17 protein-coding genes and 1 pseudogene are annotated in these 17,797 nt (G+C 59.6%); 9 read left to right on the plus strand and 9 right to left on the minus strand.

Features of this window, described 5'->3' with window-relative positions:
• Nucleotides 1-100: 100 nt before the first annotated feature.
• Together ACZZ0B_RS13335 and ACZZ0B_RS13340 are read right to left on the minus strand one after the other, a co-directional pair.
• Entirely contained in the window at nucleotides 101-868 is a 768-nt protein-coding gene (locus ACZZ0B_RS13335) for a methyl-accepting chemotaxis protein (protein ID WP_463546937.1), read from the minus strand.
• A gap of 138 nt (nucleotides 869-1,006) precedes the next feature.
• Nucleotides 1,007-2,047, minus strand: a pseudogene (locus tag ACZZ0B_RS13340) (cache domain-containing protein); the annotation flags it as partial.
• Between the two features lie 203 nt (nucleotides 2,048-2,250).
• Here ACZZ0B_RS13340 and ACZZ0B_RS13345 point away from each other — a divergent pair.
• Nucleotides 2,251-3,294 carry an LLM class flavin-dependent oxidoreductase gene (locus ACZZ0B_RS13345; RefSeq protein WP_463545431.1) on the plus strand — a complete coding sequence of 348 codons (1,044 nt, stop codon included), beginning with the start codon at nucleotides 2,251-2,253 and terminating at the stop codon, nucleotides 3,292-3,294.
• 551 nt (nucleotides 3,295-3,845) lie between these two features.
• On the opposite strand, the gene ACZZ0B_RS13350 is transcribed toward ACZZ0B_RS13345, so the two are convergent.
• Both ACZZ0B_RS13350 and ACZZ0B_RS13355 read right to left on the minus strand, forming a co-directional pair.
• Nucleotides 3,846-4,232 (minus strand): hypothetical protein, encoded by a 387-nt coding sequence (locus ACZZ0B_RS13350; protein WP_008086125.1) that lies wholly within the window; start codon nucleotides 4,230-4,232, stop codon nucleotides 3,846-3,848.
• 208 nt (nucleotides 4,233-4,440) lie between these two features.
• Nucleotides 4,441-4,890 carry a winged helix-turn-helix transcriptional regulator gene (locus ACZZ0B_RS13355; RefSeq protein WP_158830886.1) on the minus strand — a complete coding sequence of 150 codons (450 nt, stop codon included), beginning with the start codon at nucleotides 4,888-4,890 and terminating at the stop codon, nucleotides 4,441-4,443.
• Nucleotides 4,891-5,053: 163 nt separating this feature from the next.
• Between ACZZ0B_RS13355 and ACZZ0B_RS13360 the strand changes: the two genes are divergently transcribed.
• The 5 genes from ACZZ0B_RS13360 to argE all read left to right on the plus strand — a co-directional run bounded on the left by ACZZ0B_RS13360 (nucleotide 5,054) and on the right by argE (nucleotide 9,976).
• On the plus strand, nucleotides 5,054-5,872 hold the full coding sequence (locus ACZZ0B_RS13360; RefSeq protein WP_463545432.1) for an alpha/beta fold hydrolase: 819 nt from the start codon (nucleotides 5,054-5,056) through the stop codon (nucleotides 5,870-5,872).
• Nucleotides 5,873-6,238: 366 nt separating this feature from the next.
• Nucleotides 6,239-7,558, plus strand: a complete 1,320-nt coding sequence (locus ACZZ0B_RS13365) for a flavin-containing monooxygenase (protein WP_463545433.1) — start codon at nucleotides 6,239-6,241, stop codon at nucleotides 7,556-7,558.
• 58 nt (nucleotides 7,559-7,616) lie between these two features.
• Nucleotides 7,617-8,033: a RidA family protein gene (locus tag ACZZ0B_RS13370; RefSeq protein WP_008086115.1), complete on the plus strand. Its 417-nt coding sequence runs from the start codon at nucleotides 7,617-7,619 to the stop codon at nucleotides 8,031-8,033.
• Between the two features lie 120 nt (nucleotides 8,034-8,153).
• Entirely contained in the window at nucleotides 8,154-8,831 is a 678-nt protein-coding gene (locus ACZZ0B_RS13375; RefSeq protein WP_158830883.1) for a DUF1028 domain-containing protein, read from the plus strand.
• Nucleotides 8,828-9,976 carry an acetylornithine deacetylase gene (argE, locus tag ACZZ0B_RS13380; RefSeq protein ID WP_463545434.1) on the plus strand — a complete coding sequence of 383 codons (1,149 nt, stop codon included), beginning with the start codon at nucleotides 8,828-8,830 and terminating at the stop codon, nucleotides 9,974-9,976. The genes ACZZ0B_RS13375 and argE overlap by 4 nt, the downstream gene beginning before the upstream one ends.
• An 18-nt stretch (nucleotides 9,977-9,994) precedes the next feature.
• On the opposite strand, the gene ACZZ0B_RS13385 is transcribed toward argE, so the two are convergent.
• Nucleotides 9,995-10,906 carry a LysR family transcriptional regulator gene (locus tag ACZZ0B_RS13385; RefSeq protein ID WP_463545435.1) on the minus strand — a complete coding sequence of 304 codons (912 nt, stop codon included), beginning with the start codon at nucleotides 10,904-10,906 and terminating at the stop codon, nucleotides 9,995-9,997.
• Between the two features lie 464 nt (nucleotides 10,907-11,370).
• On the opposite strand from ACZZ0B_RS13385, the gene ACZZ0B_RS13390 reads away from it, so the two are divergent.
• Together ACZZ0B_RS13390 and ACZZ0B_RS13395 are read left to right on the plus strand one after the other, a co-directional pair.
• Nucleotides 11,371-12,786, plus strand: a complete 1,416-nt coding sequence (locus ACZZ0B_RS13390; protein WP_282357007.1) for a purine-cytosine permease family protein — start codon at nucleotides 11,371-11,373, stop codon at nucleotides 12,784-12,786.
• A gap of 225 nt (nucleotides 12,787-13,011) precedes the next feature.
• Entirely contained in the window at nucleotides 13,012-13,635 is a 624-nt protein-coding gene (locus ACZZ0B_RS13395; protein ID WP_463545436.1) for a glutathione S-transferase family protein, read from the plus strand.
• Nucleotides 13,636-13,690: 55 nt separating this feature from the next.
• Here the strand turns inward: ACZZ0B_RS13395 and ACZZ0B_RS13400 are convergent, their stop codons facing one another.
• The 4 genes from ACZZ0B_RS13400 to ptrR all read right to left on the minus strand — a co-directional run bounded on the left by ACZZ0B_RS13400 (nucleotide 13,691) and on the right by ptrR (nucleotide 16,193).
• Nucleotides 13,691-14,119 (minus strand): TOBE domain-containing protein, encoded by a 429-nt coding sequence (locus ACZZ0B_RS13400; RefSeq protein WP_463545437.1) that lies wholly within the window; start codon nucleotides 14,117-14,119, stop codon nucleotides 13,691-13,693.
• Nucleotides 14,120-14,215: 96 nt separating this feature from the next.
• Nucleotides 14,216-14,560: a gamma-glutamylcyclotransferase family protein gene (locus tag ACZZ0B_RS13405; RefSeq protein WP_282357002.1), complete on the minus strand. Its 345-nt coding sequence runs from the start codon at nucleotides 14,558-14,560 to the stop codon at nucleotides 14,216-14,218.
• 9 nt (nucleotides 14,561-14,569) lie between these two features.
• Nucleotides 14,570-15,232, minus strand: coding sequence for a M24 family metallopeptidase (locus ACZZ0B_RS13410; protein ID WP_008086100.1), 663 nt, complete (start codon nucleotides 15,230-15,232; stop codon nucleotides 14,570-14,572).
• Between the two features lie 82 nt (nucleotides 15,233-15,314).
• A complete protein-coding gene (ptrR, locus tag ACZZ0B_RS13415) occupies nucleotides 15,315-16,193 on the minus strand; it encodes a putrescine utilization regulator PtrR (protein WP_463546938.1) in 879 nt (292 codons plus the stop codon).
• A 103-nt stretch (nucleotides 16,194-16,296) separates the two neighbouring features.
• Between ptrR and ACZZ0B_RS13420 the strand changes: the two genes are divergently transcribed.
• Nucleotides 16,297-17,688 carry an aldehyde dehydrogenase family protein gene (locus tag ACZZ0B_RS13420; protein WP_463545438.1) on the plus strand — a complete coding sequence of 464 codons (1,392 nt, stop codon included), beginning with the start codon at nucleotides 16,297-16,299 and terminating at the stop codon, nucleotides 17,686-17,688.
• Nucleotides 17,689-17,797 lie beyond the last annotated feature (109 nt).

Raw genomic sequence — 17,797 nt, forward strand, 5'->3', positions numbered from 1 at the left:
CAGCGATAGCGTCAGTGCAGTCAGCATTAATGTTGACTGTGATGACGCCATCGCTGGCAAGCCAGCTCCCACAGGTTTTGTGGTGTCTGGGCTGGCGCGGTCAGGTGCGGAAGCGGCTCACCAGTTGATTCAACGTCTGTGACAACGCCGTCAGGTTTTGCGCGTCCTCGCGGGTTGAATCCGCCAGACTGGCCACCAACTGCGCATCGCCATGGATCTGGCTGATGTGCCGATTGATGTCTTCGGCTACTTGATGCTGCTCCTCCGCCGCCGTGGCGATCTGCGTGTTCATGTCGCGGATCACGTCCACCGATTCGCGAATCAACTCGAAACTCGCCCGCGCCTCATTGATCGACACCACGGTCTCCTGCGACACCTCGAGGCTGGCGTGCATCTGCTTGCCCATTTGATGGGTGCGTCGCGCCAGATTACCCAGCAGCGCGTCGATCTCGCCGGTGGAATCCGCCGTGCGTTTGGCCAGCGCCCGGACTTCATCGGCAACCACCGCAAATCCACGGCCCTGCTCGCCCGCCCGCGCCGCTTCGATCGCCGCATTGAGCGCGAGCAGGTTGGTCTGCTCGGCAATCGAACGGATGGTGCCGAGAATCGACTGAATATCGTTGCTGTCCTTCTCCAGTTGCTGCATCGACTCGGCGCTGTGACCGATCTCCTGACTCAGCCGGCCGACATTGCTCACCGCCGCATCGATCTGCTGCTGCCCGGTGTGCGCCTGACGCTGGCCGTTATCGGCCGAGTCCGCTGCCTGGCTGCACGAACGCGCGACCTCGTTGGAGGTGGCGACCATTTCATGAAATGCCGTCGAGACCATCTCGACCGCCTCGCGCTGCCGCAAGGCGACTTCGGCCATTTCCGCCGAAACCTCGGTAGCGCTGCCGGAGCTACTGTGGATCTGCCCGGCCGCCTGACCGATGCGCTGAATCAGGGTACGGATCGCCTCAAGAAACTGGTTGAACCAGCCCGCGAGTTGCGCGGTTTCATCTTGCCCGCGCACCGTCAGCCGCGCGGTCAGATCGCCTTCGCCTTGGGCAATGCCTTCCAGACCGCTGGCCACACCACGGATCGGCTTGACCATCAACCCGGCAAACCACGCACCGGCCATGGCAAACAGCAACGCGCACACCACCGCGATGGCGCCGATGATCCACGTCAGCCGCGTGGCGCCGGCCATGACTTCACTGGCCTTGACCAGCCCGACAAAACGCCAGCCCAGTGTCTCCGATGGCCAGACCAGCGCCATGTAACGCTCGCCGGCCAATTCCACTTCCACCAAGCCCTTGCCGGCCTCGGCCAGTTGTTTGTAGCCATCGCCCAGATCGTTGAGTTTTTTGAAGTTGTGCGCCGGATCGCTGGGGTCGACCAGCACGGTGTTGTTGGCTTCCATCAGCATCAGGTAACCACTGTCGCCGAGGCGGATCTGCTTGACCAGATCGGTCAGTTGCTTGAGCGACACGTCGATGTTTACCACACCGGCGTTGCTGCCCAACTGATTGTTGAAGCTGCGCACAGTACTCACCAGCACCACGTCATCCGCCGCCCAGTAATAGGCGTCGGTGCGCAGGGTTTTGCCAGGATTGGCCATCGCGGTTTTGTACCAGGGCCGCGTGCGCGGATCGTAACTGCCCAGCTTCGGGTCACCCGGCCAGAACAGATAACCGCCCTCCTGCGTCCCCAACGACAGATAGGTGTAAGCCGGATGGGCCTTGGCCAGTCCGGCGAACAAACTGAATACCTGCTGATCCTGCGGCCCCACCGGGATCTGCGCGGCATCACTGCTCAGGTAGCGCTTGAGGCTGCCATCAATCCCCTGCAATTGCGGATGTTCAGCCAGATACGCCACGTTCTGGCTGATACCTTCGAAGAACAGCTGCATGGCGTTTTCGACCTGACGCACCTCCCTCCCGGTGCTGTCGATAAAGGTGTCCCGCGCACCATCGCGTACGTTGAGGATGATCAGCACCGCCACCAGCAAAACCGGCAGGCTGGCGATCACCGCGAACGCCATGGTCAATTTTTGTTTTATGTTCATCTACTGCGCCTTCCTTGTTCGAAGTGTCGGTCAGAAATATTTTGCGGATATTCCGTATTATGGTATACCAATATTCAATCAACCGACCAGCCGTCCTCGAAGGCGTGCTTGAATGGTGAGAAGACTTGCGAGCGTTCATCGCTCATGCCAGTGACACAGGCCCGCAAACGACCGGCCATCAACAAAAGATCCGAGGTAGCGTCATGAAATTTTCCCTGTTCGTACACATGGAACGCTGGGACGAAAGCGTCAGCCACCGCCAACTGTTCGAAGACCTGACCGAACTCACCCTGATGGCCGAGGCCGGCGGTTTCAGCACCGTGTGGATTGGCGAACACCACGCCATGGAATACACCATCTCGCCAAGCCCGATGCCGCTGCTGGCCTACCTCGCGGCGAAAACCACCACCATTCATCTCGGCGCCGGCACCATCATTGCGCCGTTCTGGCACCCGTTGCGGGTCGCCGGTGAATGCGCCCTGCTCGACGTCATCAGCAACGGTCGCATGGAAGTCGGTCTGGCGCGTGGCGCCTATCAGGTTGAATTCGATCGCATGGCCGGCGGCATGCCTGCCTCAAGCGGCGGCCAGGCGCTGCGCGAGATGGTTCCGGTGGTCCGCGCCCTGTGGCAAGGCGATTACGCCCATGACGGCGACATCTGGAAATTCCCCACTTCGACCAGCGTGCCGAAGCCGATTCAGCAGCCGAACCCACCGATGTGGATCGCCGCCCGCGACCCGGATTCGCACAACTTCGCCGTGGCCAACGGCTGCAACGTCATGGTCACACCGTTGATGAAGGGCGACGAAGAAGTCCTCGACCTGAAGAACAAATTCCAGACGGCGCTGGACAACAACCCGGACGTGCCGCGCCCGCAATTGATGGTGCTGCGCCACACCCACGTACACACCGCCGACGATCCGGACGGCTGGAAAGTCGGCGCCAAAGCGATTTCGCGGTTCTATCGCACCTTCGATGCGTGGTTCGGCAACAAGCAAACCCCGCTCAACGGCTTCCTCGCGCCAAGCCCGGAAGAGAAGTTTGCCGGACGTCCTGAGTTCGAGCTGGAAAGCCTGCACAAGACCGCGATGATCGGTACGCCGGAAGAGATTATTCCGCGCATCAAGTACTACCAGGAGCTGGGCGTGGATGAGTTCAGTTTCTGGTGCGACAACAGCTTGCCGCATGAAGAGAAGAAAAAGTCGCTGGAGCTGTTTATCAAACACGTGGTGCCGGCGTTTCGCTAAGTGATCTGCTGATCAGGCCTGGCCGATGAAAACGCCCCGATTGATTCGGGGCGTTTTTTTAACAGTCCTGACAACTTTATTGCCAATGAAATTCGGGGCGGATTTCGCAAGTCACTCCAGCAGCCAGAAGATTCTTTCGAACCTTTAAAACCTCTTGCGCCTGACCGACCATCACTAGAGGAAGGTCCTGCTGCAGCAAAGTTCTTGCCTCTAAAAGATTGCCACCGGTCGCTACTGCTACCGCTCTGACATGCGCCTAATCTCGATAGTCCCCGCGACAGTGCACCTCATATTGGGTCTCATCCATTTCCATAGGCGAAAAATGGGTGGTCACCACCGATGCGCCACACTGGACACACTGTAAGCCCTGAGTGCGGCCAGCCTTAAAAGCAACCAATCTTGCGCCACACTGCTCGCACGCCATCAGACATTCCCCTCCCCCACGGCGGATCACAATTAAACAGCCCTTTGACGAGAAAGCGAGCCAGCCTCACAGCCACTCGCTGCGATGCCACCTCAACTTCTCAAGCGAATCGGCTAACGCGTTCTACTCAACACCCATATTTTTGAGCAACCTGATCACCGGACAGCAGAGCATCGTCGACGTCGGACAAAATACAAGGCCAGAGTTTCGCAACGCTCAAAAAGAACACCCGGTACATCAATCTCGAGTGTTGTGTATGGTCAAGGTTTATTTCAATCAGCGATTGGGGAGGATCACCCAATACGTTCTGCCATTCCAGACGATCTTCGCTGTCGTACATCTCGTAAAACCAATACTCCGGAAGCAATGACAGCCATATATCCGAGTCGCCTTCACCGATTGTCCCCCGAGGCTTCCCGCCAGTGTTAACGAATCCACCGGCGGCGAGAACAGCCGCTCTGAAATCTTCTACGGTTAGTTTTCTTGAGGAAATGATCATTGCGGATAACGACATTTACTCCGGCCTCCTCTGCTGGATCAGGGTCAACTCATCGCGGCTGACAATCTGGCCGCACGCTAGGATAGAACAGGAATCTGCGCCTGGGACAGTCGCCGCAAAGACCTGCACACATTCAACACTGTCGGCGTCCTTGGCTTCGAACGCGGCCTCCAACTCCCGAAGCACGTAATCCTTGGGCACTGACGAGCCCGGAAAATATACCTCAATGCGCAACGCCGAGCCGCGTGGACACATCTTGCGGTGCAAGCACACGACCATCCTCGGCCACCAGCTCCAACTTGCGCAGCGGCTGGCGATTCTGCGCATCGACCATCACCGAGCCCGGCTCGCCCGGCGCGTACATGAATTCCCCGCCCCATTGCGACAACGCCACGATCACCGTCTGCAGGGCTTTGCCACGCTCGGTCAGCACGTATTCCTTATGCGCACCGCCATCCGCTGCGGGCACCGTTTGCAGGATGCCCTGCTCGACCAGGCCCTTGAGCCGGGCGCTGAGCATGTTCTTGGCGATGTCCAGGTTTTTCTGAAAATCACTGAATCGCCGAATCCCCTCCAGCGCGTCACGAATGATCAGCAACGACCACCAGTCACCGATCAGATCCAGTGTCCGCGCCACCGGGCAGGCCGCGCCTTGCAGGCTTTTGCGCTTCACGAAAGGTACTCCACTGACGGATCAAAGGTTGCATCATACAACTCTGCTGTGGATTAGCACCTGTATAACCCAGCACCTGCATACAAGTAGCCGTCGCGCTTTGCGCCGATAGTGAAGTCGGCCATTTCGGCTTTACGAGCGATCCCTGACGCAAGGAGTTTGCATGAGCACGTTCTTCACTCAAGACGGCATCGAAATCTATTACAAGGATTGGGGCAGTGGTAAGCCCGTGCTGTTCAGCCACGGCTGGCCGCTGGATGCCGACATGTGGGAATACCAGATGGAATACCTGAGCAGTCGCGGTTACCGCACGATCGCTTTCGACCGTCGCGGTTTCGGGCGCTCGGAACAGCCGTGGAACGGCTACGACTACGACACCTTCGCCGACGACATCGCGCAACTGATCAACCATCTCGACCTGCGAGACGTCACCCTGGTGGGCTTCTCCATGGGCGGCGGCGATGTCAGCCGCTACATCGCCCGGCATGGCAGCGAACGTGTTGCTGGCCTTGTGTTGCTGGGCGCGGTGACGCCGTTGTTCGGCAAAAAGCCTGACTTCCCGCAGGGTGTCGACAAGTCAGTGTTTGACGGGATCAAGGCGGGTTTGCTGAAGGATCGTGCGCAGTTCATCGCTGACTTCGCGGCTCCGTTTTATGGCACCAATCAGGGCCAGACCGTTTCTGCCGGCGTACTCACCCAAACCCTCAACGTCGCACTGCTGGCGTCGCTCAAGGGCACGGTGGATTGCGTGACGGCGTTCTCGGAAACCGACTTCCGCCCGGACATGGCCAAGATCGATGTGCCAACGCTGGTGATCCATGGTGACGGCGATCAGATCGTGCCGTTTGAAACCACGGGTAAGCAGGCTGCTGCGCAGATCAAGGGTGCTGAGTTGAAGGTGTATGCCGGTGCACCGCATGGGTTCGCAGTGACGCATGCGCAAGCATTGAATGAAGATTTGCTGGCGTTCCTCAACCGATAAACCCTCCAAGGTTCCCGTAACCACTGTGGTTAGGGGATTTAGCGAAACGTCGCACTGCCCCGTTGGACTGCGCAGCAGTCTCTTTTTTGAAATCAAAAGAGGGGCCGCTTCGCGACCCAACGGGGATAAATCCCCTCACCACAAGGATCGCACGCTGGTTGAAGATTTTTGTTTGTAGTTGCAGGTTCGTCCACTGCCAGAACCCCCGGATTTAAAGGCCTTAACCTCCCTGCATCAGAATTTTATCTTCACATCCCAGCTTAATAATATTTTACCGATATCGCCCCTCTCCCTAGTCTGACCTCAAGCCAAACGGACAAGCCAACAGCGCCCGAATCCAACTGCCTTGCTAGGAAGGATGTAGAGATGACCACTGAAATAATAAAAACAGACACGCTGATCGTGGGTGCCGGCCAGGCAGGCGTAGCCATGAGCGAGCACCTGAGCAAACTCGGTGTGCCGCACCTGGTGCTGGAGCGCAATCGCATCGCCGAACGCTGGCGCACCGGGCGCTGGGATTCGCTGGTCGCCAACGGCCCGGCGTGGCACGACCGCTTTCCGGGTCTGGAATTCGATGACGTCGACCCCGACGGTTTCGCCCCGAAAGAACGTGTGGCCGATTACTTCGAAGCCTATGCGAAGAAATTCAACGCACCGATTCGTACCGGCGTCGACGTGAAAAGCGTGGTGCGCAATGTCGGTCGCCCCGGTTTCACCGTCGAGACCTCCGAAGGTGTGATCGAAGCCAGCCGCGTGGTCGCCGCCACCGGCCCGTTCCAGAAACCGGTGATTCCCGCGATCGCCCCGCAAGACGAACGCCTGCTGCAAATCCACTCCGCTGACTATCGCAACCCGCAGCAATTGCCTCAGGGCGCGGTGCTGGTGGTCGGTGCAGGCTCTTCTGGCGTGCAGATTGCCGATGAACTGCAGCGCTCGGGCAAGCAGGTTTACCTGTCTGTCGGCGCTCACGACCGCCCGCCTCGCGCTTACCGCAACCGTGATTTCTGCTGGTGGCTGGGCGTGCTCGGCGAGTGGGATCAAGCGGCGATGAAACCTGGCCGCGAGCACGTGACCATTGCAGTCAGTGGTGCCCATGGTGGCCGCACCATCGATTTTCGTGGCCTGGCCCATCGCGGCATGACCCTGGTCGGCGTCACAGAATCGTTCAACAACGGCGTGGTGACCTTCAAACAGGATCTGGTCGGCAACCTCAATCGCGGTGACGAAAACTATCTGGCGCTGCTCGATGCGGCCGACGCCTACATCGAGCGTAACGGCCTCGATCTGCCGGAAGAACCTGAAGCTCGCGAAACGTTTCCAGAGCCTGAGTGCGTGAAGCATCCGCTGGCCGATCTGGATCTGGCCAAGGTTGGCATCACCTCGATCATCTGGGCCACTGGTTTTGCCGTGGATTATTCCTGGCTGCAAGTCGCGGCGTTCGATGACAAAGGCAAGCCTGTGCATCAGCGCGGTGTGTCGAGCGAACCGGGTGTGTATTTCCTCGGTTTGCCGTGGCAGTCGCGTCGCGGTTCGTCGTTCATCTGGGGTGTTTGGCACGACGCCAAACACGTCGCCGATCACATCGCCACCCAGCGCAAGTATCTCGACTACCGCGATGCCGAGCAGCGTGAAGCCGAGCTGCACTCGCCTGCGCACAACAAAGTCGCCGACACCGTCGACGCCTGATTTTTCTCTTTCGATCCGGCGCCGATTGCACCGGGCAAACCTGATTCTGGAGCTGCACATGAGCAAGCCAACCCACACGCGCATTCGTATGTTCAACACCAAAGACACTTACCCGAACCAGACGCTGGACAACGACCTGTGCCAAGCCGTGCGTGCCGGCAACACCGTCTATGTGCGTGGTCAGGTCGGCACTGATTTCGACGGCAACCTGGTGGGGCTGGGTGATCCGCGTGCGCAGGCCGAACAAGCCATGCGCAACGTCAAGCAACTGCTGGAAGAAGCCGGCAGCGACATGAGCCACATCGTCAAGACCACCACCTACCTGATCGACCCGCGTTATCGCGAGGCGGTGTATGGCGAAGTGGGCAAGTGGCTCAAGGGCGTGTTCCCGATCTCCACCGGTCTGGTGGTGTCGGCGCTGGGGCAACCGCAGTGGTTGATGGAGATTGATGTGATTGCAGTGATTCCCGAGTAAGACATCACACCGAGTTGTGGCCATCGCGAGCAGGCTCACTCCTACATTGGGAATGCGTTCACCTGTAGGAGTGAGCCTGCTCGCGATGAGGCCGGCCCAGACACACAAGGAGTTCATTAGATGACCTTTTCAATCGCAGCCCGCTGCGCCGAAACCGGCCAGTTCGGTGTCGCCATCAGTTCCTCCAGCATCGCCGTCGGCGCGCGCTGCCCCTGGCTGCTGCCGGGCGTCGGCGCGGTATCGAGCCAGAACATCACCCTGCCCTCCCTCGGCCCGGAAGTCCTCGCGTTGATGGAGCAAGGCCTGGCCCCGGACGACGCGCTGGACAAAGTTCTCACGCGCAACGGCTACAGCCAGTACCGCCAGATTACCGCGATCAATCATCTGGGCCAGACCGCGCATTTCAGCGGCTCGCAAACCCTCGGCGTGCACAACGCCGTCTCCGGTGAACAATGCGTGGCCGCCGGCAACATGCTCGCCGGTCGCTCGGTGATCGAAGCCATGGTCCGCGCCTTTGAAGACGGCGAAGGCCAACTCGCCGACCGTCTGCTCAAAGCCCTGCACGCGGCGCAAGCCCTCGGTGGCGAAGCCGGCCCGGTGCATTCGGCAGCGGTCGTGGTGGTCGGCGAACAGACCTGGCCGATCGTCAACCTGCGCGTCGACTGGGCCGATGAAAACCCGATCGGTCAGCTGCAAAAACTCTGGGACGCCTACCAGCCGCAACTGCAGGACTACATCGACCGCGCCCTCGACCCCGCCAAGGCTCCAGGTTACGGCGTAGCCGGTGATGATCGATGAACAGCGTCGAGTTGCTCAGAGCGCTGGTGGCGTTCGACACCACCAGCCGCGAATCCAACTTGCAACTGATCGAATTCGTCCGCGATTACCTCGAAGGTTTCGACGTACCGTGCGCGCTGATCTACAACGATGAGCGCAGCAAAGCCAACCTGTTCGCCACGATCGGCCCGGTGGATCAACCGGGCATCGTGCTGTCCGGGCACACCGATGTGGTGCCGGTCGACGGCCAGCCGTGGACACTGCCACCGTTCGAACTTACTGAGCGCGATGGCAAGCTGTTTGGCCGAGGCACGGCGGATATGAAGGGCTACATCGCCTGCGTGCTCGCCTTGGTGCCGGCGCTGGTGCAGGCGTCGTTGCGCGTCCCGGTGCACATCGCGTTGTCGTATGACGAAGAAGTCGGCTGCCTCGGCGTGCGCTCGCTGCTCAGGGTTCTGCAGCAACGTCCGGTCAAACCGCTGCTGTGCATCATCGGCGAGCCGACCGAACTGAAACCGGTGCTCGGGCACAAAGGCAAACTGGCGATGCGCTGCGATGTGCACGGCCATCCGTGCCATTCGGCCTACGCCCCGCTTGGGGTCAACGCCATCGAGTACGCCGCCGAACTGATCGGCGAGCTGGGGCGCCTCGGTCAGCAACTGAAAGCGCCGGAGCATCACGACAAACGCTTCGATCCGCCTTACAGCACCGTGCAAACCGGCGTGATCAGCGGCGGCAAAGCACTGAACATCGTGCCCGCCGATTGCCGTTTCGATTTCGAAATCCGCGCCCTGCCCTCGCAGGATCCAGCCTTGGTTGCCGAGGCATTGAAGAACTATGCCGAGCGTGAAGTGCTGCCGCGTATGCGTGCGGTCAGTGCGCAGAGTGAAATTCGTTTCAGCGAGTTGTCGGCCTATCCAGGGCTGGTCACCGATGCGCAGAGTCAGGCTGCCGAGTTGATTGCGGCGTTCTGCGGCTCAACGGAATTCGGCACGGTGGCGTTCGGCACTGAAGGTGGTTTGTTTGATGCGGTGGGCATTCCGACCGTGGTCTGCGGCCCCGGCAGCATGGATCAGGGCCACAAACCCGATGAGTTTGTCAGCCTCGATCAACTGAGTGCTTGCGATGACATGCTCCAACGTGTGCTGGCGTATATCCGCGATTGAAACCCGGCTCGACTGCGCTCACGCGTACAGTCGGGCCAATTCCTCACGGCAATGGTCGACAAACAACTGCACCGGTTTGGTCAGTTGCACACGGCGCAACCATGCCGCCGACAAGCCCGAACCGGTCACCGTTTCCGCCAGCGGCACACACACGACTTGCTGGCCGTCGTAGGTGTAGTCGCTGAACGGTTTGGTCACCAGAATCGAAAAGCCGAAACCGTTGCCGACCATGCCGCGCACCATCTCGATCGACGGTGAGCTGAAGACGATATTCGGCGTCAGTCCGCGCTCTTCGAAGATGCTCACGAAGTAGGTGCGGCTCGGCACCACGTCGAGCAGGATCATTGGTTCCAGCACCAGATCATGCAGCGAGACCTTGGCCTGTTGCGCGAAGCGATGGTTGGCCGGGAGCAAGGCGTACGGCTGCTGTGGGGGCATCAGTGGTGTGGTTTCGATGGTGCTGTCGAGGTCGTGCTCGAACATCATCGCGACGTCGATGCTGCCGGCGGTCAGGGCTTGCACCAGTTCCTGTTGTTCGCCGTCGCGAATGCGGATTTCCACGCCGGGCCAGCGCTTTTTGAAGCAGGCGATCAGGCGCGGCAGGTACAGCGGCGCGACGGTTTCGAAACAGCCGATATCGATCTGTCCGGAGACCACGTCGTTGTCGGCCAGGGCGTTTTGTTCGAACTCGTGGGCAACGCGCAACAGCTCCAGCGCCTTGCGATAGAAGCGCGAACCGCTCGGCGTCAGTGAAACGCCCTGGGCGTGATGGCGGATGAACAACTGCACACCGAAGCTTTCTTCCAGATGCTTGATCGCGGTGGAGACCGACGGCTGCGCGATGTACAGCTTGCGCGAGGCTTCGGCGACGCTGCCGCAATCGGCGGTGGTGACGAAGTATTTGAGCTGACGCAGGTTGTAGGCGGCCATGGAAATCTCCAGAAAATCAAAGGAACGCAGCCTTCGGCAGCTCCTGCAGAATGCACCTTTGGTGAGGGGAACCATCTGTGGCAGAAGGACTTATCTGTGTCAGAGGATTTATATGTGGCGAGGGGATTTATCCCCGTTGGGCTGCGCAGCGGCCCCTGTTTTTAAAATCAAAAGAGGGGCCGCTTCGCGCCCCATCGGGGATAAATCCCCTCGCCACAGATAAATCCCCTCGCCACAAAAGATGCCCTCCCCACAGGACTGAGCAAAGCCGGATGAGGGTGACGACTGAACATACCGGAGCCATGCCTCCCCCAGAGCATATTTTTTTTAACGTCTGTAGCAACAAACTTACTAATTTATCTATCCCGACGCTTTACCCATGATCGCTTCAACAAGAATTGCGCCGCCCGTGCCGGCGCTTGCCGAAGTACGTCCACGTACTCATCCTTGCCTTGGAGTTCGTCATGGCTACCCCTGCAGCATCCTCCGCTCCGCTGATTGAAAAACACACGATAGGATACGTGCCCCCCGAAGATCGCCACGGAAAGGTCAGGGATCTGTTCACGCTCTGGTTCGGCGGTAACATCGCGCCGTTGCCCATCGTCACCGGTGCGCTGGGCGTGCAGTTGTTTCACTTGAATCTGGTCTGGGGCATCGTCGCGATCCTCGTCGGCCATCTGGTCGGCGGCGTGCTGATGGCGCTGCACTCGGCGCAAGGCCCGCAGATGGGCATTCCGCAGATGATCCAGAGCCGCGCGCAGTTCGGCTCCCTCGGCGCCCTGCTGGTGGTGCTGATTGCCGGCGTCATGTACATCGGCTTCTTCGCCTCCAACATCGTCCTTGCCGGCAAGTCGTTGCACGGCGTGGTCGACAGCGTTCCGGTGCCGGTCGGCATTGTTATCGGCGCCGTGGGTTCGGGGATCATCGGCATCATCGGCTACCGCTTCATCCACGTGCTCAACCGCATCGGCACCTGGGTGCTGGGCATCGGCATCGTTGTGGGGTTCGGCTACATCTTCACCCACATTCAAACCGATGACTTCCTCACCCGTGGCAGCTTCAACCTCTCCGGCTGGCTGGCCACCGTGTCACTGGCGGCGCTGTGGCAAATCGCGTTCGCACCTTACGTGTCCGACTATTCGCGTTACTTGCCGGCGGACGTGAAAGTCTCTTCGACGTTCTGGACGACCTATCTGGGTTCGGCGCTCGGTTCGAGCCTGGCGTTCATTTTCGGTGCCGTTGCCGTGCTTGCCACACCGGTTGGCATGGACACCATGGACGCGGTGAAAATGGCCACTGGCTCGATTGGCCCGCTGATGCTGGTGTTGTTCCTGCTCAGCGTGATCAGCCACAACGCCCTCAATCTTTACGGCGCGGTGCTGTCGCTGATCACTCTGGTGCAGACCTTCGCCTACCGCTGGATCCCCACCGCCAAGAGCCGCGCAGTGATCTCGATCATCGTGCTGCTGGCCTGCTGCTTCGCCGCTGTCGGCGCCTCTAAAGACTTTATCGGTCACTTCGTCGACATGGTTCTGGTGCTGCTGGTGGTGCTTGTGCCGTGGACGGCGATCAACCTGATCGACTTCTACGCGATCCACAAAGGCCAATACGACATCCAGTCGATCTTCCAGGTCGATGGCGGCATCTACGGCCGCTACAACCCGCAGGCCTTGCTGGCCTACGCGATCGGCATCGCCGTGCAGATCCCGTTCATGAACACGCCGCTGTACGTCGGCCCGGTGTCGGCACACATCAACGGCGCGGATCTGTCGTGGCTGGTGGGCTTGCTGGTGACGTCGCCGCTGTACTTCTGGTTGGCGAATCGGGATACGTCCTATCGTCGACGGATGATGGGCGGGAAACTGGCGAGCAGTCTGTGAGTTGACACCTTTCTGTGGCGAGGGAGCTTGCTCCCGCTGGACTGCACAGCAGGCCCTGCACTCATGAGATAACGAGTGGGGCCGCCACGCGCCCCAGCGGGAGCAGGCTCCCTCGCCACCGATTAACTTTCTTCACGCCGACGTTTTAACTGAACGACAGTGGGCCTGCTGAAGGGTGATGTGTTATTTCTTGAGGTCTTACGACTCGAGGGAAAGGGACATCCAATGTTGCGAATACTCGGTAAGGCCTCATCAATCAACGTGCGTAAAGTGCTCTGGACTTGCGCTGAGCTGGAGATCCCGTTCGAGCGCGAAGATTGGGGATCAGGGTTCCACTCCACGAATACACCGGATTTTTTGAAGCTGAATCCATGCGCCATGGTGCCGGTAATTCAGGACGGCGATTTCACGTTGTGGGAATCGAATACGATCATTCGTTATCTGGCCTCGCGCTACGGCGGCGCGCAGCTTTATCCGACTGAGCCGATGGCCCGGGCGCGGGTCGATCAGTGGATTGACTGGCAGGCTTCGGAACTGAATCGCTCGTGGTCGTATCCGCTGATGTCGCTGGTGCGCAAGTCGCCGGACTATCAGGACAGCGCTGCACTGGCGGTCGGGATCGAGCAATGGTCGAAGAACATGGAGATTCTGAATCGACAGCTGGAATCTGCCGGTGCTTACGTCAGCGGCAACGAGTTTTCACTGGCGGACATCCCGATCGGACTCTCGGTTAACCGCTGGTTCGAAACACCGCTCAAGCATCCGCACTTGCCCGCCGTCAGCGCCTATTACGACCGCCTGAACCAACGCGAGGGCTATCGCCTGTACGGCCGAAACGGCACGCCATAACGCAAAAAACCGCTGATCCCGGAATCAGCGGTTTTTTATTTGCCTGAAAAAACTATCAGGCCGGAACACCCAGAATGATGTGCGAAGCCTTGATCACTGCCGTCGCGCTGACGCCTTTGGCCAGGCCCAGTTCGGCAACGGCATCGCGGGTCACGATCGAGTAGACCTTTGAACCGCCAGCCAACTCGATCACCACCTCAGCGTTGACCGCACCGTCCGTCACGCTCAGCACTTTGCCTTCCAGGCAATTGCGCGCCGACAGGCGAATGTCGCTGGATTCAGTCATCAGCATCACCCACGGCGCCTTGATCAGCGCAACGGCTTCCTTGCCGACGGCGATGCCAAGGTTCTTGATGCTTTCCATGGTCACGACGGCAACCAACTGCTTACCGCCAGCCAGGGTCAGAACCACTTCGGCGTTGACGGCGCCGGCCTGAACATTGCTGACTTTGCCTTTGAATACGTTGCGTGCGCTGACTTTCATGATTGACGTCCTGTTTTTTGACTTTGGAGTTAGGAAACGGCATGCATCATCGAAGCTGGCGCTATATAAAAACAACTACAGCGCTGCGCTCTGTTGTCACGCCTGCACGTAAACCCATGCATCGACTCCAGACTTTAGCAGCACGCTGACGCGTTTGTAGTCCGCCACTTCGTATTCATCAGCTGCCGCCAGCTCCTGCGCGGTGATCTGGAAAACCGTGCCGGCAATCTCATCGGCCGCATTGCTACTTTCCTGCACGATCGGATGGTGGGTCTTGCCGCTGGTGGCGAGCACCGCAGGATCGGTGATCTCGACCATTTCCTGCTTATAGCCCGGCAGACTGTCCGGGCGCCCTTGCAGCTCGCGGCCGAAGTTGGAGAGTTGCACGGCGCGATCCTGCAAAGTGCCGTAGGAAAAAAGCAAAACATCAGGTGTAGTCATGAGGCTTTCCTAAATGAGCAAGTCTTCGTAAAAAGCGCCGAACGGCCGCGTCGGATGGGCGATCTGGATTTCCAGAATCCAAACGCCGGCGTTCGGCGCCTGCTCGAAATCGCCCAGATCGCCGCCACGGTGAATCGCATGCGGGAAATCGCTGACCCGGTGCCCTTTAATGTTCAGGTTCAGTACCCAACCCATCGCTTCGGCCTGTTCAGTCGCATAGCGGTAAAGCTCAACGCCGGAAACACCCTTGCGCCAGAACGCTTCGACCCGGTCGAACAATTCCTTGGCAGCCGCCGCGCAGGCAATCATTTGCGAGTCGGAACCGGTGGTGTAAGTCGCACCCGCATCGCCTTCGTGACCTTGCCAGACCACGCCCATGTCGATGAAGAAAATGTCGTCCTCACCGAGCACCGGATCGCCGTCGGAGCGCTGTTTGAAGGTCTTCAGCGTGTTGGCACCGAAGCGAATCAGCAGCGGATGCCAGATCCGGTCCATGCCCAATTCGGCGAGGATTTCCTTGCCTCGCGCCGTCGCTTCGGATTCAAGCATGCCCGGTTTGATCACCTCGGCAATGGCGTCGACGGCTTTCCAGGTGAGTTGTTGGGCGTGGCGCATCGTTTCCAGCACAAAACGTTCGCCGACCGCTTCTTTACCGCTTAATGCTGTGGTCATTTCCTTGTCCTCATGGCCGCGCTGTATAGTTTTTTATATTGCGAAAAGCCGATAAAGATACAGCCATGACACAAGGTGTCAATTACTCTTCTGCGCGTACCACCCCGCGCTCTTCAAGCAAACGGACAAACATGCTCAAACTGCGCGACACCGTCCCCCGTCGCCAAACAAGCCACGTGGTCAGATAGCGGAAATCCTTCGCCAGCGGCCAGACGCTGACCGTCGCACTACCGGGCATGCTTTGCAGCATTTTGCGCGGCATCAGCGCCAGCCCAGCACCTGCACTGACACACGCGAGCATGCCGTGGTAGGACTCCATTTCGAAAATCTTGCCCGGCACGGCGGCATCGGTGCTGAACCATTTTTCGAAGTGATGACGGTAGGAGCAGTTGGAGCGGAAGGCGTAAATATTCTCGCCATTCACATCCGCTGCACGCTTTACCGGGGCGTGATTGAGTGGCGCGATGATGACCATTTCTTCTTCGAAGGCCGGTACGCCTTCCAGCGTCGGATGCAGCACCGGGCCGTCGACGAATGCTGCCGCGAGACGCCCGGAGAGCACGCCGTCGATCATCGTCCCCGAGGGCCCGGTGGACAGGTCCAGATCAACTTTCGGATGAAGTTGGTTATACGCCGCGAGCAGTTCGGGGATGCGCACCGCTGCTGTACTTTCCAGTGAACCCAAAGGAAACGCGCCCTGCGGTTCTTCGCCGGCCACGGTGGCGCGGGCCTCTTGCACCAGGTCGAGAATGCGCCGCGCGTATTCGAGAAAACTCCATCCGGCCGGCGACAGGCGCAGACGACTTTTCTCGCGAATGAACAGATCGACACCCAGATCCTGCTCAAGCTGCTTGATCCGCGTGGTCAGGTTCGACGGCACGCGGTGGATCTGCGTGGCGGCGGCGCTGATGCTGCCGTGTTCGGCAACGGCTTTGAAGATTTCCAGCTGCACCAGATCCACAGTCATTCTCCAATCGTGAAAGAAACGATCTTTATTATTCAGTTTCCAGAAAACAAACACCACCCTACTCTAGGCTCATCCGACGAACATGCAGGACGAGACCATGAGCCAGATTTCCAGCCAGACCCACGCCATCTCGATCAACCCAGCCACCGGCGAGCAGATCGGCCACTACGCATTTGAATCCGCCGCCGCACTCGACGCCGCGCTGACCCGCGCTGCTTACGGCTTCGGCAAATGGAAACGCAAGCCGCTGCAGGATCGCTCGCGTTTGCTGACCGCCCTCGCCGGCGCGCTGCGTGACACCGCTGAAGCCATGGCGACCATGATCACTCAGGAAATGGGCAAGCCGATCGCTCAGGCCCGTGGCGAAATCGAGAAATGCGCCAAGCTCTGCGAGTGGTACGCCGAAAACGGCCCGGCCATGCTCGACGCGGAGCCGACTCAGGTTGAAGGCGGCAAGGCACGCATCGAGTACCGTCCGCTCGGCCCGATCCTTGCTGTGATGCCGTGGAACTTCCCGATCTGGCAAGTGCTGCGCGGCGCCGTTCCTGCGCTGATCGCCGGCAACACTTACGTGCTTAAGCATGCGCCGAACGTGATGGGCAGCGCTTATCTGCTGCGCGACGCCTTCACCCGTGCCGGTTTTGCTGACGGCGTGTTTGAAGTGATCAACGTCACCCCGGAAGGCGTTTCGACCGCCATTGCCGACCCGCGCATTGCTGCGGTGACCCTGACCGGTAGCGTCCGTGCCGGCATGGCCATCGGCGCTCAGGCCGGTGCTGCGCTGAAGAAATGCGTGCTTGAATTGGGCGGCTCCGACCCGTTCATCGTGCTCAACGATGCTGATATCGACGAAGCCGTGCAGGCAGCAGTCATCGGCCGCTATCAGAACTCCGGCCAGGTCTGCGCAGCGGCCAAGCGTCTGATCATCGAAGAAGGCGTGGTTGAAGAGTTCACCCGCAAATTCGTCGAAGCCACGCGCAAGCTGAAAGTGGGCGACCCATTGGCCGCCGACACTTACATTGGCCCGATGGCGCGTTTCGATCTGCGTGATGAACTCGATCAGCAAGTGCGCGACACCCTTGAAGAAGGCGCGACGCTGTTGCTCGGTGGCGGCAAAACCGCAGGCGCCGGCAACTACTACGAGCCCACCGTGCTGGCCGATGTCACCGACCGCATGACCTCGTTCAAACAGGAACTGTTCGGCCCGGTCGCCTCGATCATTACCGCCCGCGATTGCGCCCATGCAGTAGCGCTGGCCAACGACAGCGAGTTCGGCCTGACCGCGACGATCTACACCGCCAACGTGCCACTGGCCCAGCAACTGACCAGCGAACTGGAAACCGGCGGCGTGTTCATCAACGGCTACTCCGCCAGCGACCCGCGCGTAACCTTCGGCGGCGTGAAGAAAAGCGGTTTCGGCCGCGAACTGTCGCACTTCGGCGTCCGCGAATTCTGCAACGCCCAAACCGTATGGCTCGACCGCAAATAACCGATCCGACGCCATGTAGGAGCTGCCGAAGGCTGCGATCTGTTGATCTTGTCTTAAAAACAACATCAAAAGATCGCAGCCTGCGGCAGCTCCTACAGGGTTGGATGCG

The sequence above is a fragment of the Pseudomonas sp. AC247 genome, assembly GCF_979258015.1.